22 protein-coding genes and 1 riboswitch are annotated in these 25,341 nt (G+C 68.1%); of the genes, 6 read left to right on the top strand and 16 right to left on the bottom strand.

Annotated elements, in window-relative coordinates; genetic code table 11:
• Positions 1-5 precede the first annotated feature (5 nt).
• The 7 genes from ACJH6J_RS21370 to ACJH6J_RS21340 all read right to left on the bottom strand — a co-directional run bounded on the left by ACJH6J_RS21370 (position 6) and on the right by ACJH6J_RS21340 (position 6,329).
• Positions 6-266, bottom strand: a complete 261-nt coding sequence (locus ACJH6J_RS21370) for a hypothetical protein (protein WP_212813138.1) — start codon at positions 264-266, stop codon at positions 6-8.
• Positions 267-373: 107 nt separating this feature from the next.
• Complete coding sequence (locus ACJH6J_RS21365; RefSeq protein WP_318986759.1) at positions 374-1,144, bottom strand: VOC family protein; 771 nt, start codon at positions 1,142-1,144, stop codon at positions 374-376.
• 145 nt (positions 1,145-1,289) lie between these two features.
• Positions 1,290-1,727, bottom strand: a complete 438-nt coding sequence (locus tag ACJH6J_RS21360) for an SRPBCC family protein (protein WP_212813148.1) — start codon at positions 1,725-1,727, stop codon at positions 1,290-1,292.
• A gap of 2 nt (positions 1,728-1,729) precedes the next feature.
• Positions 1,730-1,942 carry an antitoxin gene (locus tag ACJH6J_RS21355; protein WP_212813150.1) on the bottom strand — a complete coding sequence of 71 codons (213 nt, stop codon included), beginning with the start codon at positions 1,940-1,942 and terminating at the stop codon, positions 1,730-1,732.
• A gap of 49 nt (positions 1,943-1,991) precedes the next feature.
• Complete coding sequence (locus tag ACJH6J_RS21350; RefSeq protein ID WP_406804498.1) at positions 1,992-4,406, bottom strand: HAD-IC family P-type ATPase; 2,415 nt, start codon at positions 4,404-4,406, stop codon at positions 1,992-1,994.
• A 73-nt stretch (positions 4,407-4,479) separates the two neighbouring features.
• Positions 4,480-5,595, bottom strand: a complete 1,116-nt coding sequence (locus tag ACJH6J_RS21345) for an MBL fold metallo-hydrolase (protein ID WP_318986761.1) — start codon at positions 5,593-5,595, stop codon at positions 4,480-4,482.
• Complete coding sequence (locus tag ACJH6J_RS21340; protein WP_226520662.1) at positions 5,595-6,329, bottom strand: enoyl-CoA hydratase; 735 nt, start codon at positions 6,327-6,329, stop codon at positions 5,595-5,597. The genes ACJH6J_RS21345 and ACJH6J_RS21340 overlap by 1 nt, the downstream gene beginning before the upstream one ends.
• Before the next feature lie 83 nt (positions 6,330-6,412).
• Here ACJH6J_RS21340 and ACJH6J_RS21335 point away from each other — a divergent pair, with 83 nt between their 5' ends.
• On the top strand, positions 6,413-7,246 hold the full coding sequence (locus tag ACJH6J_RS21335; RefSeq protein WP_318986762.1) for a DUF6498-containing protein: 834 nt from the start codon (positions 6,413-6,415) through the stop codon (positions 7,244-7,246).
• A gap of 18 nt (positions 7,247-7,264) precedes the next feature.
• A complete protein-coding gene (locus ACJH6J_RS21330) occupies positions 7,265-8,764 on the top strand; it encodes a carboxyl transferase domain-containing protein (RefSeq protein ID WP_346414799.1) in 1,500 nt (499 codons plus the stop codon).
• On the opposite strand, the gene ACJH6J_RS21325 is transcribed toward ACJH6J_RS21330, so the two are convergent.
• On the bottom strand, positions 8,765-9,307 hold the full coding sequence (locus tag ACJH6J_RS21325) for a TetR family transcriptional regulator (RefSeq protein WP_346414798.1): 543 nt from the start codon (positions 9,305-9,307) through the stop codon (positions 8,765-8,767).
• A gap of 96 nt (positions 9,308-9,403) precedes the next feature.
• Here ACJH6J_RS21325 and ACJH6J_RS21320 point away from each other — a divergent pair, with 96 nt between their 5' ends.
• A complete protein-coding gene (locus ACJH6J_RS21320; protein WP_346414797.1) occupies positions 9,404-10,543 on the top strand; it encodes an FAD-dependent monooxygenase in 1,140 nt (379 codons plus the stop codon).
• A gap of 69 nt (positions 10,544-10,612) precedes the next feature.
• On the opposite strand, the gene ACJH6J_RS21315 is transcribed toward ACJH6J_RS21320, so the two are convergent.
• From ACJH6J_RS21315 to ACJH6J_RS21305, 3 genes are all read right to left on the bottom strand, one after another.
• On the bottom strand, positions 10,613-12,538 hold the full coding sequence (locus ACJH6J_RS21315) for a primary-amine oxidase (protein ID WP_346414796.1): 1,926 nt from the start codon (positions 12,536-12,538) through the stop codon (positions 10,613-10,615).
• A complete protein-coding gene (locus tag ACJH6J_RS21310; protein WP_346414795.1) occupies positions 12,535-14,001 on the bottom strand; it encodes an APC family permease in 1,467 nt (488 codons plus the stop codon). The genes ACJH6J_RS21315 and ACJH6J_RS21310 overlap by 4 nt, the downstream gene beginning before the upstream one ends.
• Before the next feature lie 108 nt (positions 14,002-14,109).
• A complete protein-coding gene (locus ACJH6J_RS21305) occupies positions 14,110-15,609 on the bottom strand; it encodes an aldehyde dehydrogenase family protein (protein WP_226522057.1) in 1,500 nt (499 codons plus the stop codon).
• A gap of 254 nt (positions 15,610-15,863) precedes the next feature.
• Here ACJH6J_RS21305 and ACJH6J_RS21300 point away from each other — a divergent pair, with 254 nt between their 5' ends.
• Both ACJH6J_RS21300 and ACJH6J_RS21295 read left to right on the top strand, forming a co-directional pair.
• Positions 15,864-17,321 carry an APC family permease gene (locus ACJH6J_RS21300; RefSeq protein WP_226520655.1) on the top strand — a complete coding sequence of 486 codons (1,458 nt, stop codon included), beginning with the start codon at positions 15,864-15,866 and terminating at the stop codon, positions 17,319-17,321.
• Positions 17,318-18,070 carry an IclR family transcriptional regulator gene (locus ACJH6J_RS21295; RefSeq protein ID WP_226520654.1) on the top strand — a complete coding sequence of 251 codons (753 nt, stop codon included), beginning with the start codon at positions 17,318-17,320 and terminating at the stop codon, positions 18,068-18,070. The genes ACJH6J_RS21300 and ACJH6J_RS21295 overlap by 4 nt, the downstream gene beginning before the upstream one ends.
• A gap of 6 nt (positions 18,071-18,076) precedes the next feature.
• Here ACJH6J_RS21295 and ACJH6J_RS21290 read toward each other — a convergent pair whose 3' ends face one another.
• Positions 18,077-18,823, bottom strand: coding sequence for an SDR family oxidoreductase (locus tag ACJH6J_RS21290; RefSeq protein WP_318986766.1), 747 nt, complete (start codon positions 18,821-18,823; stop codon positions 18,077-18,079).
• Between the two features lie 363 nt (positions 18,824-19,186).
• Here ACJH6J_RS21290 and ACJH6J_RS21285 point away from each other — a divergent pair, with 363 nt between their 5' ends.
• Positions 19,187-19,381, top strand: coding sequence for a hypothetical protein (locus tag ACJH6J_RS21285; protein ID WP_226520652.1), 195 nt, complete (start codon positions 19,187-19,189; stop codon positions 19,379-19,381).
• 43 nt (positions 19,382-19,424) lie between these two features.
• On the opposite strand, the gene ACJH6J_RS21280 is transcribed toward ACJH6J_RS21285, so the two are convergent.
• The 4 genes from ACJH6J_RS21280 to ACJH6J_RS21265 form a co-directional block, all read right to left on the bottom strand.
• The gene (locus ACJH6J_RS21280) at positions 19,425-21,185 is read right to left on the bottom strand and encodes an NRAMP family divalent metal transporter (protein WP_406804497.1); all 1,761 of its coding nucleotides are present in this window, start codon (positions 21,183-21,185) and stop codon (positions 19,425-19,427) included.
• Positions 21,186-21,267: 82 nt separating this feature from the next.
• Entirely contained in the window at positions 21,268-21,420 is a 153-nt protein-coding gene (locus ACJH6J_RS21275; RefSeq protein WP_346414790.1) for a hypothetical protein, read from the bottom strand.
• Between the two features lie 261 nt (positions 21,421-21,681).
• Positions 21,682-21,854: riboswitch (M-box (ykoK) riboswitch) on the bottom strand.
• Positions 21,855-21,986: 132 nt separating this feature from the next.
• Positions 21,987-23,609, bottom strand: coding sequence for an AMP-binding protein (locus tag ACJH6J_RS21270; protein ID WP_406804496.1), 1,623 nt, complete (start codon positions 23,607-23,609; stop codon positions 21,987-21,989).
• Complete coding sequence (locus tag ACJH6J_RS21265; RefSeq protein ID WP_406804500.1) at positions 23,609-25,309, bottom strand: AMP-binding protein; 1,701 nt, start codon at positions 25,307-25,309, stop codon at positions 23,609-23,611. The genes ACJH6J_RS21270 and ACJH6J_RS21265 overlap by 1 nt, the downstream gene beginning before the upstream one ends.
• Positions 25,310-25,341 lie beyond the last annotated feature (32 nt).

Genomic DNA, 25,341 nt, shown 5'->3' with positions numbered 1-25,341 from the left:
CCACGTCAGGCCGCGATCATCAGATCGATGGACAGCTGGTCGCAGATGGCGTGGGTGGTGGGCCAGTCACCGCGCTGCGTCGCGCGGGCCAGTTCCTCGGTCAATGGGCTCTGCACATCCAGTTCGGCGAGCCAGCCCGCGACCGTCGCCGCCAAGCGGTCCGCCGTGACGCCTACGGCGTGACGATCGTGGAGCTGGTCGACGATCTCGTAGGTCGGCCCATCGGTGATAGTCGCGGGGTGCTGGTGCCGCCAGTGGATGTTCATATCGGTAGGAGCACCGAGCGGGCCGGATCGGGACAGTTTTTTGGGCCGAAAATGAGCTTGTGTCCGAGAATCCGTGGGATTTTCGGACACAAGCTCAGGCTCGCCGGTCAGTCCTTCAGCGACGACAGGTTGAACGCCGCGCCCGTCGGGTCGGTGACGGCCGCCAGCCGGCCGTACGGGGTGTCTTCGGCGGCGCGCACCACGGAGCCGCCGTTGGCGGTGATCAGTTCGATGGTCTTGTCGACGTCGTCGCAGCCGAGGAAGACGTTCCACGTGGAACGGTCCAGACCGGGAATGACGGAGCCGTCCATGACGCCGATCAGCGGCTCGCCATCGAAGATGGCGTTGCTGTATCGGAACTCGGGGCTGTCGGCCTCGACCTGCAGCTCCCAGCCGAACACCGTCGTGTAGAACTCGGTGGCCTTGGCGAAGTCGGTCGTGGTCAGCTGGAACCACACCGGGGCGCCGGCCTCCTCGTACGCCTCGAAGCCCTGGTGCCCGGTCGGCTGCCACAGGCCGAAGAAGGCGCCCGTCGGGTCGGTCAGCATGGCCATCCAGCCCTTCTCGGGCACCTCCATGGCCGGGATGCAGTTGGTGGCGCCGGCGGCGACGGCAGCGTCGACGGTGGCCCGGATGTCAGCGGTGTGCAGGTACACGGTCCACGCGTCGGGGGCGTTCCACGCCGGGTCGCTCGCCATCATGCCGCCGACGTAGCGGCCGTCGCGCCGGGCGTTGATGTAGCCCCCGTAGTCGGGTCCCGGGTTTTCGTAGTCCCAGCCCAGCACGGTGCGGTAAAACGCCTGGGCGCCGGCCACATCCGAGGTGGCGAGGTCGATCCAGATGGGCGCGCCCAGTGGGGTCGCGGTACGAGTGGCCATGGTGTTCTCCCTAGACGAATGACTGGGTGGTCACCGATACAGACAAGCACCCCGCCGAAAACTCATCGCGGCGGCGTCGACAAGAAAGCCGACATGAAAAAGGTGGCGAGAATTCGAGAATTCTCGCCACCTTCGTCTGACGGGCCTACACCGACGCGAACAGCGCCTTGAACTTCTCCAGTGACTGGTGGATGTCGGACCGCAGTGCAGCCGCCACCACCATGCCGATGGGGCCGAACAGGGCCGGGCCACCGAGGTGGATGTCGAACGCCACGTTCGAACCGTCGCCGGCCGGCGTGATCTTGGCCATCAACTTGACCCTGACGCCACCCTTACCGACGCCGTTGAGGGTCAACGATCCCGGCGGGTTGTAGTGCACGATGGTCCAGTCGACCCGGTTCAGCATGCCCTTGACCTCGACGACGGACGAGATCTGCGTGCCCTTCCCCAGGGTCTCGGGCAACGGGCTGCGCCACATCCGGTGGATGGACAGCCAGTCGTCATACCGGGAGAGGTCCGACGCTGCCTCCCAGGCCTTTTCGGGCGACAGCGGTACTTCGATGGAACTTGCGAGTTTTGCCATGACTACTGCTGTTCTTGCGTCCCCTCGGCAGGAGCCTCAGCAGCAGGCTGGTCTCCTGCGACGGCCTTCTTCGCCGCTTCCTGGGCGCTGTCGACAGCGCCCTTGAACTTGCCTTCGGTCTTCTCGTCGACGATGTCGCCGACCTTCTCGATAGCGGCCTCGACCTTGTCGGCGTTCTGCGCCGCCAGGTCCTTCACCTTGTCCAGAAATCCCATGATTCCCACCCTATCTATTGCCGGATTGTCCGGTGAACGTGCTCATTCTTCATTGCTCTTCGGTTCGCCACAACCGTCGCGGCTCGCCCAGCCAGCGGCCCTGCAGCCACCACAACACCTCGATCGCACCGGCGCCCACCAGCCCGATTCCGACGGCCGCCGAGGTCAGCGCCAGGTTCGACGGGTCGAGCATGAACTGTTGCTGCGCCCAGGGAATCGAAAAAATCACCACATATGCCAACGCCGACGCGGCGACCAGCGCGACACGCCACCACTGGTACGGCCGTGCCACCACCGCCAGCACCCACACCGCCGACACCAGCAGCGTGATCAGCGCCGCGGTGGACGCCTGGTTCTGCTCGACCGCGTCCGCGTACTTCCCGTGATAGGCCAGCAGGTAGGAGGCGAACGTCGCGGCACCCACCACCAGGCCCGACGGCAGCGCGGCCGTCATCACCCGGCGCACGAAACCATGGTGTGCGCGTTCATTGTTCGGCGCCAGCGACAGGATGAACGCCGGAATGCCGATGGTGAACCACGCCGCGATGGTGACGTGAATGGGCTGGAACGGATACAGCACGGGCTCGGTGCCGAAGAACCTGGCGGACAGACCCGCCAGGCCCACCAGAACCGCCAACAGCACCGAGTAGACCGTCTTGGTGAGGAACAGGTTCGAGACGCGCTCGATGTTGCCGATCACCCGGCGGCCCTCCCCCACCACATACGGCAGGGTGGCGAACTTGTTGTCCAGCAACACGATCTGCGCGACGGCCCGCGTCGCCGAGCTGCCCGATCCCATCGCGACACCGATGTCGGCGTCCTTGAGGGCCAGCACGTCGTTGACGCCGTCGCCGGTCATCGCGACGGTGTGGCCACGCGACTGCAGGGCATGCACCATGGCGCGCTTCTGGTCCGGCCGGACCCGGCCGAACGTGGTGTATTCACTGACGGTTTCGGCCAACTGTTCCGGATCGTCCGGGAGCCGACGGGCGTCGAGGGTCTCGCCGTTCAGGCCGAGCGAACCGGCCACCGCACCCACCGACACCGCGTTGTCGCCCGAGATCACTTTGACCGAGACATGTTGCTGCGCAAAGTACTCCAGCGTCTCGCCGGCATCGGGGCGGACGCGCTGCTCCAGCGTCACCAGCGCCGCGGGCGTCACCTCACCGGGCGCGTCGGGTGCGTCGACGGGGCGGTCCGACGAGCCGAGCAGCAGCACCCGCAGGCCCTGGGCGCCGATCTGTTCGGCCTGCTCGGCTTCGGGTGAACCGGCCGCGAGCAGGACGTCGGGCGCGCCGAGCACCCAGTTGCCGTGCTCGCCGTAGGACACCCCGCTCCATTTGGTCGCCGATTTGAACGGCGCGTTCGCGGTCTGGGTCCAGCCCGGCGGCAGTTTGTACGCCTCGGCGATGGCGGCCATGCTGGCGTTGGGCCGGACGTCGTCGGCCGCCATCTGCGCCAGCACCGACGCCGCGTCGTCGGCCGTGAAGGTGCTCAGATCGCTTACCCGCATACCGTTTTCGGTCAGCGTTCCGGTCTTGTCGGCGCACACCACGTCGACGCGGGCCAGGCCTTCGATGGCCGGCAGCTCCTGCACCAGGCACTGCCGCCGGCCCAGCCGGACCACGCCGACGGCGAACGCCAGCGACGTCATGAGCACCAGGCCTTCGGGCACCATCGGCACCAGGGCACCGACGGTCCGCAGCACCGACTCCTTCCAGCCCACGCCCGTGACGGTGAACAGCTGGGTGTAGATGATCAGCGCACCGGCCGGCCACAGCAGGTAGGTGATGAACCGCAGGATGGTGTTGATGCCGCTGCGCAGCTCGGACTTCACCAGGGTGAATTTGCTTGCCTCAGCGGCCAATTGGGCGGCGTATGCCGCGCGCCCGACTTTGGTCGCACGGTAGGAACCGCTCCCGGCGACCACGAAGCTGCCCGACATGACGGTGTCGCCGGCGCCTTTGTCGATGGGGTCGGCCTCACCGGTGAGCAGTGACTCGTCGACCTCGAGGTTGGCGGCTTCCAGCACGACGCCGTCGACCACTATCTGATCACCGGGGCCGAGTTCGATGACGTCGTCGAGCACCACCTCGCCCGCGGGTCGTTCCTGAGTGCCGGACTGCCTGCGCACCAACGGTTTTGCCTGCCCGACGATGGCCAGCCGGTCGAGGGTCTGCTTGGCCCGCAGCTCCTGGATGATGCCGATGGCACTGTTGGCGACGATCAGCAGCCCGAACAGCCCGTTGATGACCGAGCCCGTCGCCAGGACGATCAGGAACAGCGTGCCGAGAATCGCGTTGATTCGCGTGAAGACGTTGGCGCGGATGATCTCCGAGACACTGCGGGCCGCCCGCGTCGGGACGTCGTTGGTCTGGCCGGCGGCGACGCGCTGGGCGACGTCGGCATCCGACAGACCGGCGAGATCCGTCGTGACGCTGCGTTCCGGATCGTCGACAGTCACCCGTCATCCCCCTTTTACGTCGGGATTTGTGCACGAAAATCCGCGGCAGGCGCGGAAAATCGTGCACAAATCGCTATTGAGACGGCCGCCACCACTCATCAAGGCCCGGCAACCGCGCCGGCTCCACCCGTTGGCCCGGCATCGGGACGGCCACGTCCACCGATTCGTCACGGGCGGCGATGATCATCCGCTCGACCGGCTCGGACCACGGGTGTGGCGCCAGGCGGAACGTCGCCCAGTGGATCGGCACCAGCAGGCCGCTGTCGGTCACGTCGCGATGCGCCCGCACCGCGAACTCGGGATTCATGTGGATGTCCGGCCAGCCCGGGTGGTACGCGCCGATGGGCATGAGGGTCAGGTCGAACGGCCCGTGGTCGGCGCCGATGTCCCCGAAGCTCTTGGTGTAGCCGGTGTCGCCGCCGAAGAACGCCCGGTGCTGCGGGCCGATCAACGCCCACGACGCCCACAGCGTGGTGTTGCGCGTCAGGAACCGTCCCGAGAAGTGCCGGGCCGGGGTGCAGACCAGGGTCAGCTCGCCGAGCGTGGCGCTCTGGTTCCAGTCGAGTTCGACGATGCGCGCGGCCGGGATGCCCCAGAACCGCAGATGCGCGCCGATCCCCAGCGGCACGAAGAACTTGGCCCGCTGCATGCCGGCCAGTTGTGTGACGGTGTCGATGTCGAGGTGGTCGTAGTGGTCGTGGCTGATGATCACCGCGTCGACGGCCGGCAGTGCCTCCAGCGGCGCCGGCACCTCGTGGAGCCGCTGCGGACCCACCCGGCGCGACGGCGAGCAGCGTCGGCTCCACACCGGGTCCGCCAGCACGCGGTAGCCGTCGATCTCGATCAGCGCCGAGGAGTGCCCGTACCAGGTAACCGCGAGGTCCCCGGCGGGGAGCCCGGGATCGGGCACCACCAGCGGGATGGGCATCGGCGGACGCTGGACCGCGCTGCTGGTCAGCAGTTCACGGACCAGGCCGGCCTGCTGTTCGCGCGTCAGCTCGGTACCGGACGGCGGCTCGAGGTTGACGAACACGCCGTCGTGATAATTGGGCGAATCGGCGGCCACCGCGTTGATGTCCGCGGGGCCGGCGCCGAGTGCGGCCGGCGTGCCGTTGAGCGCCCGCAAGACCCAGCCACCGGCTGCCAGCGCCGCCGTTCCCCACATCAGCCGCAGTGCCCGTCGTAGCATCAGGCGCCCTGGAACCGCGGCGCCCGCTTCTCGAACCGGGCCACCTGCGCCTCGATCACATCCGGGCTGGCCCAGGCCTTGTTGAACATGCGGGTGTGTTCGCCGCGCACGTTGTCGTAGGCACCGTCGTCGTTCAGCACGCGCTTGGAGTGCGCCAGCGACAGCGGCGCGTAGCCGGCGATCTCGGCGGCCCAGGCCTGGGCGTCGGCCAGCGTGCCGGTGCGGTTGACCATGCCGGTCTGCAACGCGGTCTCCAGTTCGAGACGCTCGGCGGCGAGCAACATGGCGCGGGCGCGGCCGTGGCCGACCAGGGACGTCAGCCGGCGGATGCTCCAGTTGTCCAGGGCCAGACCGTATTTGGCGATGGGGAACTGGAAGAACACGCCCGGCGCGGCAACCCGCAGGTCGCAGATCATGGCGAGGATGACGCCGGCGCCGATCGCGGGGCCGTTGAGCGCCGCGATGATCGGGATCGGGCTCGCGTCGATCGCCAGGTTCAGGGCCAGGGCCTTGTCCGGCAGTTCCTTGGCGACGCCCTCGGCGTCGGACAGGTCGGCGCCCGCGCTGAACACGGTGCCCTGCCCGGTCAGCACGATGGCGCGGGTGTCCGACGGCGAGGCCTTCTCGATTTCTTCGCGGACGCCGTCGACGAGCGCGGCGTTCAGCGCGTTGCGCCGCTCCGGGCGCTGCATTTCCAGGGTCAGGACATTGCCGTCCCGCGTCACTCCGATCATTGGGCCAGCCTATGCGGTGCCACGATCGAGCGCCGAGCCGCGTTGCGGAGTGCCGCCGGTGTTCAGGTGCGACGATGGGGCGCGTGCCGCCCACTGCGCCCGAACAACCCAGGGCGAATCAGTTCGCTCATCTGTTGACGCTCGTCGCGGCCAACGCGATTCCCGCGGTCGGCTGGTTCACGCAGGAGTGGTCCGCGGCGACGACGTTGATCGTCTACTGGTTCGAGACCGTCGCCGGGTTGCTGTTCATCTACGCCCGCGGCGTCCTGCAGCAGCGGTGGAACCCGCGCCGCGGCCATTTCCGGTACGAAGCGCCGCAGTCGAAGGGGCCCGTGCGGACGCGAGGAGCAATCGAGTCACGAGCCAAGCCCGGTTCCTTCATCAAGGGGTTCTTCTTCATCAACGCGGTGTTCTGTGCGGCGCACGGCGTCTTCATCGCCGTGATCCTGTTGATCCTCACGCACAACGGGAACGCCGAGCTGGTGGGCCTCGACTGGCGCAGCGCGGGCATCGGCTGCCTGCAGATGCTCGTCATCGTCGCGGTCGATTTCCTCGTGGATGTGCCGTACCTGCGGCGCTGGTCGTTCGGTCTGCTCGAGCAGACCGCCAACCGCAGCTTCGGGCGGGTCGGCGTGGTGCATCTCGCGCTGATCTTCGGCATCTTCGCCGCCGCGGTGACCAACTCACCGGCCCGCATGTTCGGGGTGTTCGTCGTGCTGAAGACGCTGTACTCCCTGGCCTCGGCACTGCCGATGTACGAGCCGGCCACCCCGCCGAAGTGGCTGAGCGGGGCGATGAACCGGATCCGGCGCGAGCCCGAGGGACAGCGGTTCGAAGACATGTGGGTGAAGGATCAGGCCGCCGAGGTCAGGCGCCGGACACGAAACGACGAAGTGTGGACCGGGGCCGGACGGTAGCCGACTAGCCTGACCCGGGTGAGTCGGACCGGAGCCCGTCAGTTCTTCGACGCCATCCTCGACGACGGATCGTTCCGCAGCTGGGACGGACCGCCCCTGGAGGTGGCCGTCACCGACGATTACCGCGCCGAACTGGCCGACGCGACGCTGCGCACCGGACTGGACGAGTCCGTCCTGACCGGCGAGGGCACCGTCTCCGGCCGGCGGGTGGCCGTGGTGGCCTGCGAATTCGACTTTCTGGCCGGCTCGATCGGGGTGGCCGCGGCCGAGCGGATCACCGCTTCCGTGCAGCGCGCGACGGCGCTCGGATTGCCGCTGATCGCCTCGCCGTCGTCGGGTGGGACGCGCATGCAGGAAGGCACCGTCGCGTTCCTGCAGATGGTGAAGATCGCCGCGGCCGTCGAGCTGCACAAGAAAGCGCACCTGCCGTACCTGGTGTATCTACGGCACCCGACGACCGGCGGGGTGTTCGCGTCCTGGGGATCGCTCGGGCACCTCACCGCCGCCGAGCCGGGCGCGCTCGTCGGGTTCCTCGGGCCGCGGGTGTACGAGCACCTCTACGGCGAGCCGTTCCCCGAAGGGGTGCAGACCGCCGAACACCTCTTCGCCCACGGTGTCATCGACAGCGTCGTGCCGCTCGAGAAGCTGCGCGGTGTCGTCAATCGCGTGCTGACGGTGGTCGCCGACCCGCCCGACCCAGGGATTTGTGCACGAAAATCCGCGGTGGGCGCGGAAAATCGTGCACAAATCCCTGAGGTGCCGGCGTGGGAGTCGGTGGCGGCGTCGCGGCGCGCGGACCGGCCCGGCGTGGACTACCTGCTGGCGCACGGGGCCACGGACCGGGTGCTGTTGTCCGGGACCGGGCGCGGCGAATCGGGGACGACGCTGCTGGCGCTGGCCCGGTTCGGCGGGCAGCCCGCCGTGGTGGTCGGTCAGCGTCGCGTGATCGGCGGCCTCGTCGGGCCGCGCGCGCTGCGGGAGGCCCGCCGCGGCATGGCGCTGGCGGCCGGCTTGCAACTGCCGCTGGTGCTCGTGATCGACACCGCCGGCCCCGCACTGTCGCAGCAGGCCGAGGAGGACGGGCTCGCCGGGGAGATCGCGCTGTGCCTCGCCGAACTCGTCACGCTCGATACGCCGACGGTGTCGGTGCTGCTGGGTCAGGGCAGCGGTGGCCCGGCGCTGGCGATGGTGCCGGCCGACCGGGTGCTGGCCGCCCAGCACGGCTGGCTGGCTCCGCTGCCACCGGAAGGCGCCAGCGCCATCGTCTACCGCGACGTCGACCATGCCCCGGAACTTGCTGCCGCCCAAGGGGTTCGGTCGGCCGATCTGCTCAAGACCGGCATCGTCGACGTCATCGTGTCCGAGGAAGTCGACGCCGCCGACGACCCGGCCGGGTTCACGGAGCGGATGTCTGCCGCCATCGCCGCCGAACTGCATGCGCTGCACACCGTGCCCGCGGCCCAGCGGCTCGGGGTGCGGCTGCAGCGCTACCGGCGGATCGGCGTCCCCGACAGCTGATCAGGCCTCGTCGAGATAGCGCTGCAGCGTCGGTGCGAGCCAGTGGACGAGGTCGTCGTCACTCATCGCGACGATGGGTGGCAGCTTCAGCACGAAGCGGCACATCGCCATGCCGAGCACCTGCGTGGCGATCAGCCCGGCGCAGCGTGCGGGATCGGTGGGCCTGAGCCGCGCAATGGCGGGGCGCAACTGGTCGGCGAAGATGCTCTGCATGCGCTGCGCCGCATCGGCATTCGTGGTCGAGGAGCGCAGCAGCACGATCAGTCCCTCGTCCTGCGTCCAGCGGTCGAGGAAATGCGCGACCAGCGCGGCCCCGAGTTCGGTCTTCGGGACGTTGGACAGGTCGGGGAAGCGCAGGTCGAATTCGGCTGCGGCGGCGAACAATTGGTCCTTGTTGCCGAAGTACCGCATCACCATCGACGGGTCGATGTGCGCGTCGGCGGCGATGGCCCTGATGGTCGCCGCCTGGTAACCGGTCGTGGCGAACCGCTCCCGGGCGGCGGCCAGGATCACGGCCTTGGTCTCTTCTGACGATCTGCGCATGCCAACAACTGTATGCCAACACATGTTGACTTCGGTGCCGAAACGCGTAACCATGGTTATGCCAACAACTGTTGGCATACGCGGAAGGAGACGCAGATGACCGACACCGATGTCCTGATCGTCGGAGCAGGCCCCACCGGACTGGCCCTTGCCGCCGCGCTGCAGGCCCGCGGTGTCGACGCCCTGGTGGTCGACCGCCTGGCCGCGGGCGCCAACACGTCACGCGCCGCAGTGGTGAACGCCCGCACGCTGGAGGTGCTCGAAGAACTGGCCGTCTCCGAACGCCTGGTTGAGCTGGGCATTCCGGCTCCGCGGTTCACCATCCGCGATGGCCACCGGACCCTGATCCCGGTCGACTTCAGCACGCTGCCGACCCGCTACCCCTACAGCCTGATGGTGCCGCAGTGCACCACCGAGCAGGTGCTGCTCGACCGCCTGGCCGAGCTCGGCGGCAAGGTGATCCGGCCGAAGACGCTGACCGGCGTGACGCAGGACGCCCGCGGCGTCACGGCGCAGTTCGAGGACGGCGACGTCATCCGGGCGCGGTACCTCGTCGGCGCCGACGGCATGCACAGCGTCGTGCGGGAGCAGGCTGGAATCGGGTTCAGCGGCGGGCAGTACGGGCAGTCGTTCGCCCTGGCCGACGTCCGCCTCAGCGGCGACGTCACCGACGACGAGGTGATCCTGTTCTGGGCGTCCACCGGGCTGACGGTCGTCGCGCCGCTACCCGGCGGCACGTACCGGATCGTGGCGCCCGTCGACTCGGCGCCCGAGGAACCGTCGGTCGCCTTCGTCCAGAACCTGCTCGACACCCGCGCCTTCGGGCCCGGCCGGGTGACGGTGACCGGCGTCGAGTGGGGCTCCCGGTTCCGGGTGCACCACCGGGTCGCCGACAGCTACCGGGCCGGCCGGGTACTGCTCGCCGGCGACGCCGCCCACGTCCACAGCCCCGCCGGCGGCCAGGGCATGAACCTGGGTATCCAGGACGCGCTCGCGTTGAGTGCAGCCCTGGCAACTGCTTTGGCGACGGGACGCGACGCGGTACTCGACGACTACAGCGCGGCCCGACGCCCCCTGGCGCAGCAAGTCGTGACGCTGACCGACCGCCTGACCCGGCTGGCCACCTTGCCCGCACCGGTCCGCCCCATCCGGAACCTGGCGATCGGGCTGGCGGGCCGCGTTCCTGCCGTGCGAAATCAGTTGGCGTGGCGGCTTTCCGGGCTCTCCAACCGCTGAGCGGTCCCCGACAGCGGAAAGCCGGGCCTGGTCTTCGGGGGTGACCAGGCCCGGCAGCTCATTTCCCGCTCAGCCGTTGCAGCAGTGCGACTTCTTCGGTGACGGCGGCACATTCAGCGCCGGATTGCGATCGAAGAAGCTGACCGGCTTGAGCTTGAATCCGGCGTAGTCCACCGGCATCACGGGCCAGTCCTCGGGCCGCGGGAAGTGCGTCAGCCCGAAGGTGTGCCACACCACGATGTCCTCGCCCTCGATGTTGCGGTCCTGCGCGACGTACGACGGCAAGCCGGCATCGCCCGGGTGCTGGTTGACGAACTGACCGGCCGGATACCGCTCTGCCGGATCGTATTTCGTCACCCACAGGTGCTTGGTCGCGAAGGCCGCGCGCTTGGCGATGGAGCTCGACGGATCGGCCAGCAAGGTGGGCTGCCCCTCGGGATGCAGCGCATAGCCGACGTTCTGGCCCAGCCGGTTCTGCTTGGTCGGGTTCGTGATGTGCCAGACCCGGGCCTTGAGGTTGTCGGCGGTGCGCATGGCTTCGAGCTCGTGCGTCAGCTTGGTCTTCTGCGGGCGGAAGGCGTTGCCCCACGGGTTCTCCGGTCCCATCGGGACACCGACGGCGTCCACTTCCTCGACAGTGTTGGTCAGTCCGTCGACCGCCATGTCCAACCGTGCCGAGAACATGTGCTGATGGAACGGCGCGCCCAGGCCCGGCGCCATCTCGGTGGAAAAGCCCTCCGGCCCACGGTAAGCCGATGCGAACACGATGCCGGTGGCCTTGGCCTCCAACTCGATGGTGCCGTCGAGGTAGAGGTACCAGTAGAAGCCGTAGTCGTAGTTGCCGATGGTCAGAAAGAACGAGATCACCAGACGCCGCGACCGCCGGACCTCGGCCATGCCGTTGAACATGTCGGTGTGCTTCCACAGCACGCCGTAGTCCTCCTCATGCAGGCAGATCGCGTTCTTCATCAGCTTGGGCTCGCCGTTCTCGTCGGCGATGGTGACGTCGAAGTACTTGATCTCGCCGAGGCAGTCGCAGCCCAGTTCGAGGGCATTGGTGTACCGGCCGAACAGGTACTCCCCCTGGTCGAAGTAGTTCTGCCAGTAGCGGACCGGTGACGGATCGGCATACGGCACCACCATCTCGGCGATGGACGCGCGGTACACCACCGGCCGCCCGTCGATCGACAGCTGGTGCAGCGTCAGGCCCTCACGCACATCGAAGCCGAAGCGGAAAGACCAATCGGCCCAAGTGATCTGGTTGCCGTCGACGGTGAAGCTCGCGCCCTCGGGCTGGGTGATCTCGATGGGCTTGAGGTCGGTGCGGGCCGGGACGGCATGCGGCGCGGCATCCCACTCGCCGCGTTCGGTGGGCAGCGGCAGCTCGATCTCGTCGATCACCTTGACGACCTTGCGGCCCGTGAGGTCCACGTAGGCGACGACGCCGTCGATCGGGTGCGCCCACGGCAGGTCGGCGGCGTCGTACTGGTAGAACGCCAGCACCCGGACGATGCGCCGGCCGACCTCGTCCTCGTGACCGAAGACGCCGGCCGACAGCGGAACCGCCCGCACGTCAGCCGGATTCAGCTTGCGTTTGGTCATGGCCTCGATCCATTCGGGACAGTCGAGCAGGAACGCCTCGATGTCCTCGAACTCCTGGTCCAGGATCGGCACATGGCCGTCGCAGGTGCTGTCGATCGCCACCTCACTGACGACGCGGCCCTCGGTCACCGACACCACCAGATCGGAGCCCTGGCCGGTGGCGCGGTCCAGCAGCAGCACCCGGGCGCGGCGGTCCATGGCGGCACCGGGGCGGAAGGCCAGCACCTCGCTCTTGTGCGGCTCCTCCAGTGCGACGAACACGAAGCGGACGCTGTCACCGAGCAGGCCGTGCGCGTCGACGATGCGGCGTGCGGCGCGGATCTCGTCGGCGCTCAGCGGGGTGAGCGGGTGGTCCGGAACTGTGGTCACCTGCGGTTCAATAGTGGCAGTCATCGTGCGATCTCCTTTGCGATATCAGGGTTTTCGTTCTGTTGAGCTCCGGCGTGCGGTCGCATCACCGCGACCGCGATGCCGCCGGCGAAGGCACCGACCAGCAGGACGCCGATGATCGCGGCCAAGGTTCCGGAACCACCGACCAGCAGCGGCAGGTTGACCGCGGTCATCACCGACAGCACTGCCAGACCGGCGAAGCCGAGGCTCGGCGCGATCACGGTGTGCCACGGCCGGGTGTCGAGTCGGGTGCGGCGGAAGTAGACGACGACGGCCGCGGATGTCAGGGTCATCAGCACGACGATCCCCACCGACGCGGCGCCCACGAACCACGTGAACACCTGGGTCACCGGGTCCAGGCCGGCCAGGACCGAGGCCGCGACCAGCACCAGCGCCGAGAGGGTCTGGGCGAACGAGGCGACGTGCGGGGAATCGTGCCGCGGGTGGGAGCGGCCGCAGCGCCCGGGCAGTGCCCGGCTGTTGCCGAGCGAGAAGATGTAGCGGGCCAGCACATTGTGGAAGGACAGCAGCGCCGCGAAAAGGCTGGTGATCAAGAAGATCTGGACCAGGTCGCCGGCCACCGCACCGACGTAGTGGGTCGCGGTCTCGGTGAGCATGGTCGCGGGATTCTTCGTCGCCTCGTCGACCGCGCCGGCGTCACCCCACGCGCTGACGAGCGCCCAGCTGCTGAGCGCGTAGAAGCCACCGATCAGCAGCAGCGCGGCGTACGTCGCCCGCGGGATGGTCCGCACCGGGTCACGGGCCTCGTCGCGGAACACCGCCGTCGCCTCGAAACCGATGTAGCCGGCCAGCGCGAAGATCAGGGCGATGCCCGGCGCCCCGGAGAAGAAGTTGCCCGAGTGCAGCACGGCCGTCGAAAGCCCTTGTGCGCCGCCATGTCCGATGACCGCGGCGTTGATCACCAGCACGATGCCGACCTCGCAGACCAGGAGGACACCGAGCACCTTGCCCGACAGCTCGATGTGCCGGTAACCCAGGAATCCGGTGACCGCCATCATCAGCAGCGCGTAGAGATACCACGGCACGACGGGTCCGCCGTGGGCGGTGACGAGCTCGTTGATGGACGCACCGATGTAGCCGTACACCCCGACCTGGACCGCGGTGTAGGAGAGCAGCGCCAGGAACGCGGCACCGAGCCCGGCATGCCGGCCGAAGCCGTGCGCGATGTAGGTGTAGAACGCGCCGGCGCCCGAGATGTGGCGGGCCATGGCGGTGAACCCGACCGCGAACAGCAGCAGCACCGCGGTGCAGACGACGTACGAACCCGGGTAGGCCGCCCCGTTGCCGGCGGCGATGCCGATCGGGAAGGTGCCGGCGACGACGGTCAGCGGAGCGGCGGCGGCGACGACCATGAACACGATCGCCACCGGGCCGAGCCGGCCCGTCAATCGATTGGGCTGAGCACCGGTGCTTCGACCGGCATCGAGAACTGCGTCAGTTGTCATGACAGCACCTTCGCTGGAATTGAATGTAAATTGGTTGCGGTGCGGTAAGGCTTGAGTGAGTTCAAATGAGAATTGCCGAATGGGCGAATTCTCATTTGGCTCCCGAATTCACAGCGCGATGTTGATGGCTTTCGTCTGGGTGTATTCGGCGATGGCGCCCTCACCGAGTTCACGGCCCCAGCCCGATTGTTTGTAGCCGCCGAACGGCAGCGCCGTATCGAACGCGTTGTGGCAGTTGACCCACACCGTGCCGGCCTTGATCTGCTGCGCCACCCGGTGCGCGGTCGAGACGTCGCGCGTCCACACGCTGGCGGCCAGCCCGTAGGGGGTGTCGTTGGCGGCTTCGCGCACGCCGCGGTCGCGGTTGAAGGGCACGGCCACGGCGACCGGCCCGAAGATCTCCTCCTGGTAGACGTTGAAGTCGCGGTGCACGTCGACCAGCAGCGTGGGCTGCACGTAGAAGCCGCTGTCGCCGTGCCGGCCGCCGCCGGCCAGGGCCCGTGCGCCCTGTGCGATGCCGTCGTCGAGGTAACCGGTGACCTTGGTGAGCTGCTCGCGCGAGACCAGCGGGCCGATGTCGTTGGTGGGGTCGAGCCCGGGCCCGATCCGCAGGCCGGCCGCGTGCTCGGCGACGCCCTGGGTGAACTCGTCGAAGATGGCGTCCTCGACCAGCAGCCGGGTGCCGGCCGTGCAGGTCTGGCCGTGGTTGAACAGGAAGCCGCCGGCCACGCCGGGAATCGCGGCTTCGAGATCGGCGTCGGCGAACACCACCTGCGGGCTCTTGCCGCCCAGTTCCAGCGAGACCTTCTTGAGGTTGCCGGATGCGGCGTTGACGATCTTCTTGCCCACCTCGGTGGAGCCGGTGAAGGCCACCTTGTCGACGCCGTCGTGTGCCGAGAGTGCCGCGCCGACGTCACCGAAGCCGGTCAGCAGGTTGAACACCCCGGCCGGGACGCCGGCCTCGGCGATGACCTCGGCGAGCAGCACCGCGGTCAGCGGGGTCTGCTCGGCGGGCTTGAGGATGACGGTGTTCCCGCAGGCCAGGGCCGGTGCGACTTTGAACGCGGCCATGACCAGCGGGAAGTTCCACGGGGTGATCTGGGCGCAGACACCGACGGGCTCACGCAGCGTGAAGGCGTGGAACTTGGCGCCCGGCGCCCACGGCACCGATACCGGCACGGTGCGGCCCTCGATCTTGGTGGCCCAGCCGGCGTAGTAGTAGAAGATCTCCGCGGCCCAGGTGACATCGACGGCCTTCGCGACGGCGACGGACTTGCCGTTGTCGATGCTCTCGAGTTCGGCGAACTGATCGGCCCGGGCCGTGATGCCCTCGGCGATGCGCCAGATCATGCGCTGCCGCTCGGCGGGCGTCATGGTCGGCCACGGGCCGTCCTCGAAAGCCCGGCGTGCCGCCCGCACTGCCCGCTCGACGTCTTCGGCGTCGCTGTGCGGGACCGTCGTGATGACCTGCTCGGTGGCGGGGTCGACGGTGTCGAACCGCCGGCCGGACGCCGATTCGACCCACTGTCCGTCGACGTACATCTGCTGCGGACGGGAAATGAAATCGGCGGTCCGCGGGTCCAGATCGGTACTGAGCGTGGCTGTCATGGGAATCATGTCTACGCCTCGATGTGGTGCGCGTCACCACTAATTCCGAATGGGTATTTCGCGAATTCGGATTCTCATTTGGAATGGCTCCGGCATTCTCATTCGGGCCGGTCGATAATCGCAGTTCGCGTCAATTTCCGGACCCGCTGTCGGCCGCACCGAGGCCGGCCCGGCCTCCGATTCTCATTTGAAGATTTTCGATGTTTACCCGACAACGCTGCCGAGGTCGGCGGCCATCGGCTACCTTCCGACAAATGGGCCCCACCCGAACCATCCGGAGCCGCTCGCCGGTCGCCGGGCTTCAGCGCGCGCAGCTGACGTTCACCCAGGTTCTCGGGCAGTCGGTGTCGGCGGTGGCGCCGTCGGCCGTGATGGTCACGCTGCCCGCGCTGGTCCTGCCGGCGGCCGGCCACACCACGATCGCGGTGTTCATCCTGACCGCGCTCATGATGACCGCGGTCGGGTACTGCATCACGCAGTTCTCCACCCGCATGGTCGCGGTGAGCGGGCTGTACAGCTACACCGTCAAGGGCCTCGGCCCGGTTCCCGGTGTCGCGGCGGGTTGGTCGCTGGTCGTCGGCTACGCCGCGGCCGCGATGGCGAGCGCGCTCGGCGCGGCCGGCTACCTGGCGACGCTCTTGGGCCGCGTCGGGGTGCCGGCAGGCAAACCCGTCATCGCCGGCCTGACCGTACTGGTCGGCGCCGCGGCACTGATCCTCATGGTGCGGGGCATCAGGCTGTCGGCGCGCATCTCGCTCGCCGTCGAGCTGTTCGCGATCGTGGTCGCCGGGGTGGTGTTGATGATCGCCTTCGGCGGGGCCGTGACCGGTAGCGCCGCATCACCGAAAGCCGTTGCGGATGCGCCACATTCCGCGCTGGGGTTCGCGCTGCTGCTCGCGATCACCTCGTACGTGGGCTTCGAGAGCGCCAGTACCGTGGCCCGCGAGGCGCAGCGCCCGTTCGTCACCGTCAGCCGGGCCATCCGCTGGACGCCGCTGGCGCTGGGGGCGCTGTACACGTTCGCCGCCGTCCTGCAGACCACCGGCACGATCCAGACCCGCACCGGGTCGACGCCCATCGTGCTCTCCCTCCCCGACTCGGCCGACACCTTGGCCGGCGCGCTGTCCGTCGCGATGGAAGTCGGCATCACCGCGTCGTGGATCGCATGCGTGATCGGCTCCACCACCGCGCTGTCCCGGACGCTGTTCGCGATGGGACGCGAGGGCCTGCTGCCGGACGCCCTCGGCCACGCCCACCCGCGCTATCGCACGCCGCACGTCGCACTCACCGTCGCGATGCCGGTGATCGTCGCGGTGCCGGTCGCCTACCTGTTCGCCGCAGAGTCCAGCCGTGACGTCCTCGTCGGGCTGCTGGCGGTGTCGGCCCACGGCTACATCGTGGCGTATCTGCTGGTGTGTCTGGCCACTCCGGCATTTCTGCGCCGGATCGGCGAGCTCACCACCGTGCCACTGATCGTCGGACTGGCCACCGCCGCCACCATGATCGCGATCATCGTCTGGGCCGCGCTGACCGTGGCATCGCCGGTGTGGATCGCCACCGCCGTCTACTCCGCGCTGCTGGCACTGGGTTTGGCGGCATTCCTGGCCCGCCGCCGGCAGATTCCCGATCTCGCCGAACGCGTCGGGGTGTTCGACGAAACGGTCGCCGGTGACGTCTTCGCCGACTACAACCCGTGGGAGGTGCGCCGGTGAGCCCCGCCGACGGCGCGCTGTCCGGTCGCCAGCCCAAGGCCGTCCAGAGCGCCCTTCAGGTGCTCGAGGCCGTCGCGCTGGCCGGCACCGGGGTCACCGCGAAGGACATCGCCGAGCACCTGTCCATGCCGTCGGCCACCACCTACCGGCTGCTGAATCTCCTTGTCGCCGACGGCTACATCGTGCGGCTGCCGGACCTGTCGGGCTTCGCGCTGGGCCCGCGGATGGGCCTGCTGATCGATGCCGCGGTCTCCCCCACCGTGTGCACCAAGGCCCGCGAGACGTTGGCCGAGCTGCGGCTGTCGGTGCGCTTCGGGGTGCACCTGTTCTACTTCACAAACACCTCGGTGCGCCTCGCCGACGCCGACGGCGAATACCCGCCGCCCGCAGACGAATCGGTGCTCAACCGGCACCTGCACGCCAGTGCCGTCGGCAAGCTGCTGCTCGCGGAGAAGCACGATGCCGAGACGCTGCTCGCCCTCAACCCGGCGACGCTCACCGACCGCACCATCACCTCGAAATCCGCTCTGGCCGAACAGCTCGCCGAGGTCCGGGAGCGCGGCTACGCCGTCCAGACCGGGGAGCTGCGGGCCGATTCGGCGTGTGTCGCGGTGCCGGTCCGGTCGACCACCGCCACCTTGGTGGCCGCGGTGGCCATGTCGGGACGGGCCGAGCAGGAGCAGCTCCTGCGGAAGCAGATTCCGGTGTTGCAGGACTGCGCAACCCAATTGGCGCCGCTGCTGGCGTGAGGCCGATCAGAAAGGAATCGAGGCGATCATCGCCCCGGCCCCGGTGACCAGGCTGTCCTTCTTCAGCGTCGTGCCGAAGTACTTCGCGTGCGGGTCGACCACCACCCGCTGGTCGTCATGATGCAGCGCCAGCACCTCCCGGGCCATCCGGGAGAACGGGATCTTCTCTGGTCCACCGATATTGATCACATGGTTGCGCGGCGGCTCGATCGCGACCTCGGCCAGGTAGGCCGCCACCTCATCGGCCGCGATCGGTTGAATCAGCGCATACGGCACCCGCACATCGTGCTCGTCGCCCTCATCGGTGTCGATCTCGACGACCATCGACTCGACGATCGCCTTTGCGAACTCATGGAACTGCGTGGCACGCACGATCGAGTAGGGCAACCCGGACGCCTCGATGATCCGCTCTTGCGCGACCTTCGCCCGCATGTAGCCACTGTCCGGCAGGGCGTCGACGCCCACGATCGACAGTGCGACATAGTGGCCGACCCCCGCCGCCTGTGCCGCGGCCACCAGATTGGTGGTCGACCGGACGAAGAAATCCATCACGACCTCGTCGGCGAAGGACGGCGAGTTCGTGACGTCGACGAGGGCGTCGGCGCCCGCCAAGGCCTTGGCGAGGCCTGCCCCGCTGAGCACATCGACACCGGAGCGCCGGGACGCGGCGACCACGTCCTCGCCTTCCCGCGTCAGGAGATCGACGAGCAGGGTCCCGATGAGGCCACTGGCCCCGATCACTGTCACCTTCACTGTGCCAACACCTTTCGCCGTCGCCACGCCGACACGGGAGCCGGACCTGTCAGCCTACGTCGCATGCCGTGCCGCAGGTTGTGAAACCGGCATCCGGGGACATCTCGGCGGTCTGCGCGTTCGGCCCGGCGCGGATCCGCCACCGCTGCGGCCGGCTCTCGTATTGCGGAACGACGCAACACAATTGGTGCCCCCGCTCATGTGACAGCGCCCGCACCGGCTGCGAGGCCACACCTGAGCGTTTGCGGTATTGACGCACGCGTCGGTACTGTGCGACAGTCGGCGAGGACGAATCGGGATACGCACAGCAATGCAATGCATCGGACGGTCAGCGTGGTAAATCGGCTGCTTACAGTGCATCAATTGGTCGTTCTGCTGCAGTCCGCAAATCAAGTCGAGTTGCTGCTCACCGCGGCGGCGGGGACGGCGTCGATCGTCACGGCGGTACGCGGCCCGGCGGACGATGTTGCTGGCATCGCTCCGGAACGTCGGCACACGGCCTTGTGTACCTGCAAGGACGGCGACACCTCGCACTGCCCCGCACGCGATTCACTGTGAGCCGCAGGTGGGCGCGGCACCACCGGCACCGCGCCCACTTCCGTCAGCCGCTGATCGCCTCGGCGACCTTCACCCCGACCAGCACCACAGCCACCAGCAGGTAACCGCGCAATGCGACCATGCCGGCCACCCGCAGCGGCGACCAGGCGGGCCGGTCCAGGGTGTCCAGCGCGGGCGTGCGGAAGCTGTCCCGCTCCTGGTTCCGCAGCGCCTTCCGGACGGCGCGGTCGTCGGGTTGGTCGTCCAGATCCTCCACCTGCTCCGGGTCCAGACCGCCCAGCTCCGCGGCCACGTCGGCAGCCGCCTGCTTCCGTTGCCGGTGCCGCGACCGCGCCGTCGCACCGGCGATGACCCCGCCGCCGAGCATGCCGACACCGACTCCGGCCCCGAAGCCCCACTCGAGTTGCGCGGCAGTCAGATTCGGGAAGAACGTCGCCGCCGTCAGGGCCAGCGACAGCAGCACCAGCGCCCACACGATCACGCCGGCCATGATGTTCTGCCGCATGGTGTTGACCCACGGGCCCAGCACGGCCTTGTCGTTGCACAGCAGCACCAGGAACACCGTCGCCGACGGCAGCAGCACCCCGGCCAGCGCCTGCACACCCTGGGTCAGCAGACCCAGCACGTGATCCGGGCTGAACGACACCGCGGCCGCCACCGCGAGCAGTGCCGCGTAGCCCAGATAGAAGGCGGGCGCCTCGCTGACTTTCCAGTGCAGCGAGTGCCGCTTGCCCATGGTGTCGCCCAGGGCGTAGGTGGTGGCGAGGCCGACGGCGTTGGCCCCGATGAGCGAGGCGTCCAGCAGCAGGATGGCGAAAAGCGCACCCGCGGTGGGCGACACGTGCCGGCCCAGCTGCGTTGCCACGTCACCGGCGTCGGTGAAGTTGCCGGCCGCGGCACTGCCGCCGAGCCCGAACGCGGCGGCGGCCATGATCGCGACCGCACCCACCATCACCACGACGATGCCGATCCACAGATCGATCCGCTCGTAGCGAATCCACTTGGGGGTCAACCGCTTGTCGACGATGTTGGACTGCTGGAAGAACAACTGCCACGGCGCGACGGTGGTGCCGACGATCGCCACGATCAGCAGCAAGAGCGTCGAGTTGAGGCCGCCCGGGAATGACGGGATCAGGCCCCTCGCGGTTTCGGTCGCGGACGGGTGCACGATGAACGCCAGCGGGAAGATCACGATGTTGATCGCGATCAACGCGAAAATGAAACGCTCCCAACGGCGGAACGAACCACCGGCCACCACGGCGAACAGCAGCACCGCCGCGAGCGGCACCGAGATCGCCTTGGGCAGCCCGAAGTAGTTCAACGCCATGGACACCCCGACAAATTCGGTGACGATGGTCAACGCGTTGACGATGAACAGATCGCCAACGCTGAAGGCGCCCCAGAACTTGCCGAACCGCGCGAAGATCAGGCGGGCGTGCCCCACCCCGGCGACGGCGCCGAGCCGGACCACCATCTCCTGGTTGACGTACAGCACCGGAATCAGCAGCGCCAGTGTCCACATGAGGGCCATGCCGTAGTTCTGGCCGGCCTGGGCGTAGGTCGCGACGCCGCCGGCGTCGTTGTCGCCGACCATGACGATGAGGCCGGGTCCCATCACCACGAGCAGCATCTTCAAGCGCTGCCAGCGGCTGCGGCCGGTGGTGGTCTCGTCGGTACGGATGGTGCCGAGCGCGCCGACGATGTCGCCGACGTGCGCGGTGTCGAGCACCGCGGTGCTCGGTGAATCACGTTGCCGCGCTGATGTTTCGCCGGCGGGCCGCGGGGTACGGGAAAACAGGGCCATGTCGAGATTCCTCCCGGGAAAATGGCAGCACAACAGGGGTCCGCCCACCGGAATCGGTGGGCGGACCGTGCGGCCGAACGGATCAGAAGTTGGGGTGCGCCCCGAGAGACGCCGAGATCACCGCGAGCGGCGTGTGCGACAACTGCAGGTTGTGCCGTTCCTGCGGGGTCAGGTGCGTGCGGCTGTGCACCAGCCGGGCAATGCGGCGGACGGTGCGGTTGCGAAATACGGTCATGACAGAGCTCCTGTCGGGATCGGACTCCCGTGGCCTGTCGGTCAGGCGGAACCGGCCGGTCGGCAGGATAACGGGAGTGCTCGGATGCTGGTGTCTACGTGGTGTTTTCGTCCCAAACTGGAACTGTCGCCATCGCCAGATCTCACGTCGTACCTCACCTCCTAGCCGTCGGGCCCACCTCGGGGCAGCTATCCCATGACAACACAAAAGGGAGATGGCAGCGAACCTATACCCATTAAAAGGCTGTTAAAACCAGGCGCTGCCGCACCCCTCTCGTCAGAGCTTCGGCACTGGACGACGTAATCCACCGCGGTGGATAGCCACTTTGGGTAACCCCTTAATCCGGGGAGACCTGTCCTGACCCTGGGCGTCTCTCGACGTCGTCGGATCAGTGGCTTCTGTTCGTCCAGGAGCCTCGCCTAGCGAGGTGCTGACGTAGCCAAGGTAACCCGGGCGCGTAGACCCGTCAACTCGATTGTTCGGACCATTCCCCGCGAGCGTGCCAAGAGATCGCGAAATGTGCCGGGAACAGTGCCTGGCTGCACATTCGCGGCGAGAACCGCGCGCTAAGGCTGCTCGAGACCGAAGATGCGGATGCTCTCGGCGCGCATGTCGACCTTGCGGACCTTGCCGGTGATGGTCATCGGGAACTCGTCGACGATGTGTACGTAGCGCGGAATCTTGAAGTGCGCCAGCCGATCCGCGGTGAATTCGCGGATGGCGGCGGCGTCCAGCGGCGCCGCGCCGGGCCGCAGCCGCAGCCACGCGCAGATCTCCTCGCCGTAGCGGGCGTCGGGCACGCCGATCACCTGGGCATCCTCGATGTCGGGGTGCGTGTACAGGAACTCCTCGATCTCGCGCGGGTACACATTCTCCCCACCGCGGATCACCATGTCCTTGATGCGGCCGACGATGGCGCAGTAGCCGTCGGCCCGCATCACCGCGAGATCACCGGTGTGCATCCAGCCCTCGGAATCGATGGCCTCCCGGGTCTTTTCGTCGTTGTTCCAGTAGCCCAACATGACCGAATAGCCGCGCGTGCAGAACTCCCCCGGCTCGCCGCGCTCCACCGTCTCGCCGGTTTCCGGGTTGACGACCTTGACCTCGAGATGCGGATGCGCCCGGCCGATGGTCGCGGTGCGGCGGTCCAGGTCGTCGTCGATCAGCGTCTGGCACGACACCGGCGACGTCTCCGTCATGCCGTAGCAGATCGCGACCTCGGCCATGTGCATGTCGGAGACGCAGTGCTTCATCACCTCGACGGGGCACACCGATCCGGCCATGATGCCGGTACGCAGGCTCGACAGGTCCCGCCCGGCGAACGACGGATGGTTCTGCATCGCGATGAACATCGTCGGCACGCCGTAGACGCCGGCGCACTGCTCGGCCTCGATGGCATCGAGGGTGGCCGCCGGGTCGAACCCGGGGGCCGGGATCACCACGGCCGCACCATGACTCATGCAGCCGAGCACCCCCATCACCATGCCGAAGCAGTGGTAGAACGGCACCGGGACACACAACCGCTCCCCCGCCCGCAGGTTGATGCCCTCCGTGGTGAAGTAGCCGTTGTTCAGGATGTTGCGGTGCGACAGCGTCGCACCTTTCGGGAACCCGGTTGTGCCCGAGGTGTATTGGATGTTGATCGGGTCGGTGTTGGACAGGGAGGCATGCCGGGCCGCCAAGGCGTCGGCGCCGACCGCCGCGCTGTCGGCACGCAACCGCTCCCAGTCCGGGCCGTCCAGGAAGACGACGTCCGTCAGGTCCGGAACCTGGGGACGGACCTCGTCGATCATCGCCACGTAGTCCGACGTCTTGAACGACGTCGCCGAGATCAGCATCCGCATCCCGGATTGGTTGAGCGCGTAGGCAAGTTCGTGCACCCGGTATGCCGGATTCACGTTGACCAGGATGGCGCCGATCTTGGCCGTCGCCAGCTGCGTCACGATCCACTGCGCGCAGTTCGGCGACCAGACACCGACGCGGTCCCCCTTCTCGATGCCGCGGGCCATCAGGCCGCGGGCGATCAGGTCGACCTCGACGTTGAGTTCGGCATACGTGTACCGCAGTCCCTGTCCGCGGTCGACCAACGCGAGCGTGTCCGGATGGGCCGCGACGGTGCGCTCGAAGTTGGTCCCGATGGTCTCCTCCAGGATCGGGGTGTCGGTGGGGCCCGCGTCGTAGCTCAGCATCAGTTCACCAAATCCTCATAGCGGTATTCCGATGCGATCGGGGTGCCGGCCGCATGCGCTTGATCTTCGCGCTTGCGCAGGTCAACGCGCCGGATCTTGCCGGAAATCGTCTTGGGCAGATCGAAGAATTCCACCCGCCGGACCTTGAGGTACGGCGCCAGGTGGTCCCGCGCGAATTCCATGATCGCCCGCGCGGTGTCCGCATCGGCACTCCAGCCGTCTGCCAGGCAGACGTACGCCTTCGGCACGGCGAGCCGGGTGTCGTCGGGCTGCGGCACCACCGCGGCTTCCACCACCGCGGGATGCTCGATGAGCACGCTCTCCAATTCGAAGGGCGACACCTTGTAGTCCGACGACTTGAACACGTCATCGGTGCGGCCGATGTACGTGATGTAGCCGTCGTCGTCGCGGGACGCAACGTCACCGGTGTGGTAGTAACCGCCGGCCATGACGGCCGCATTGCGTTGCGGGTCACCGAGATAACCCGTCATCAGGTTGAGCGGCCGCGCGCCCAGCTCCAGGCAGATCTCGCCCTCGTCGGCCGGCTCGCCGGTCACCGGGTCGACCAACACCACGGGCACACCCGGCATCGGCCGGCCCATCGATCCGGCCTTGACCGGCTGCCCCGGGGTGTTGCCGACCAGCAGGGTGGTCTCGGTCTGGCCGAAGCCGTCCCGGATGGTCAGGCCCCAGGCATCCTGCACCTTGGCGATGACATCGGGGTTCAGCGGTTCACCGGCGCCCAGAATCTCGCGCAGCCCTTCGGGTTTGGTGCCGAGGTCGGCCTGGATCAACATCCGCCACACGGTCGGCGGCGCGCAGAAGGTGTTGACGCCGGCGCGCCGCAGCTGCGCCATGAGCGCGGCGGCGTCGAAGCGGCTGTAGTTGTAGACGAAGATCGTCGCCTCGGCGATCCACGGCGCGAACACACAACTCCAGGCGTGCTTGGCCCAGCCCGGCGAGCTGATCGCCAGATGGACGTCGCCGGGCGTCACCCCGATCCAGGCCATCGTGGACAGGTGGCCGACGGGATACGAAATCTGCGAATGCTCAACGAGTTTGGGCTTGCTGGTGGTGCCCGAGGTGAAGTAGACCAGCAGCGGGTCGTCGACGTCGGTGACGGCGCGGAACGGACCGGCCGAAACCGCTTGGTATGCATCGGCGTAGCGGTGCCAGCCGGGTGCCGAATCCCCGACGACGATGCCGGTGTACTGCCCGTCGACGGACGCGAACTTGTCCGCGTCCGCGGCATTGGTCACCACGAAGCCCGCGCCGCCGCGGGTGATCCGGTCGGCCAGGTCGGCCGGGCCCAGTGCCCCGGTCGTCGGCATCACCACCGCGCCGAGCTTGGCCACCGCCAGCATCGACTCCCACAGCTCGACCTGGTTGCCCAGCATGACGATGACGCGGTCGCCCTTGCCGACGCCCAGCGACTGCAGCCAGGTCGCGACCTGGTCGGACCGGTCGGCCATCTCGGCGAAGGTGTAGCGCTGCTCATCACCGCCTTCTTCGGTGATCCAGAGCGCCGTCTGCCCGGCCCGTTCGGGGCTGCGGGCGATGACGTCGAACCAGTCGGTGGCCCAGTTGAACGTGCCGGTCAGCCGCGGCCAGCTGAACGAATCGACGGCCTGCGAGTAGTCACCGATCGACGCCACGAGCCGGTCCCGGGCCGCTCGGTACTGCTCGGTGTTGGTGGTGATCACAGCCTCTGTCGCCATGAACGTAGGATCTA

Origin of the sequence: Mycobacterium sp. SMC-18 (assembly GCF_045310895.1) — a bacterium.
In the GTDB taxonomy this organism is placed as follows: Bacteria; Actinomycetota; Actinomycetes; order Mycobacteriales; family Mycobacteriaceae; genus Mycobacterium.
Note: the sequence above shows the minus strand (reverse complement) of the source record. Positions and strands in the feature narration are given on the sequence as shown.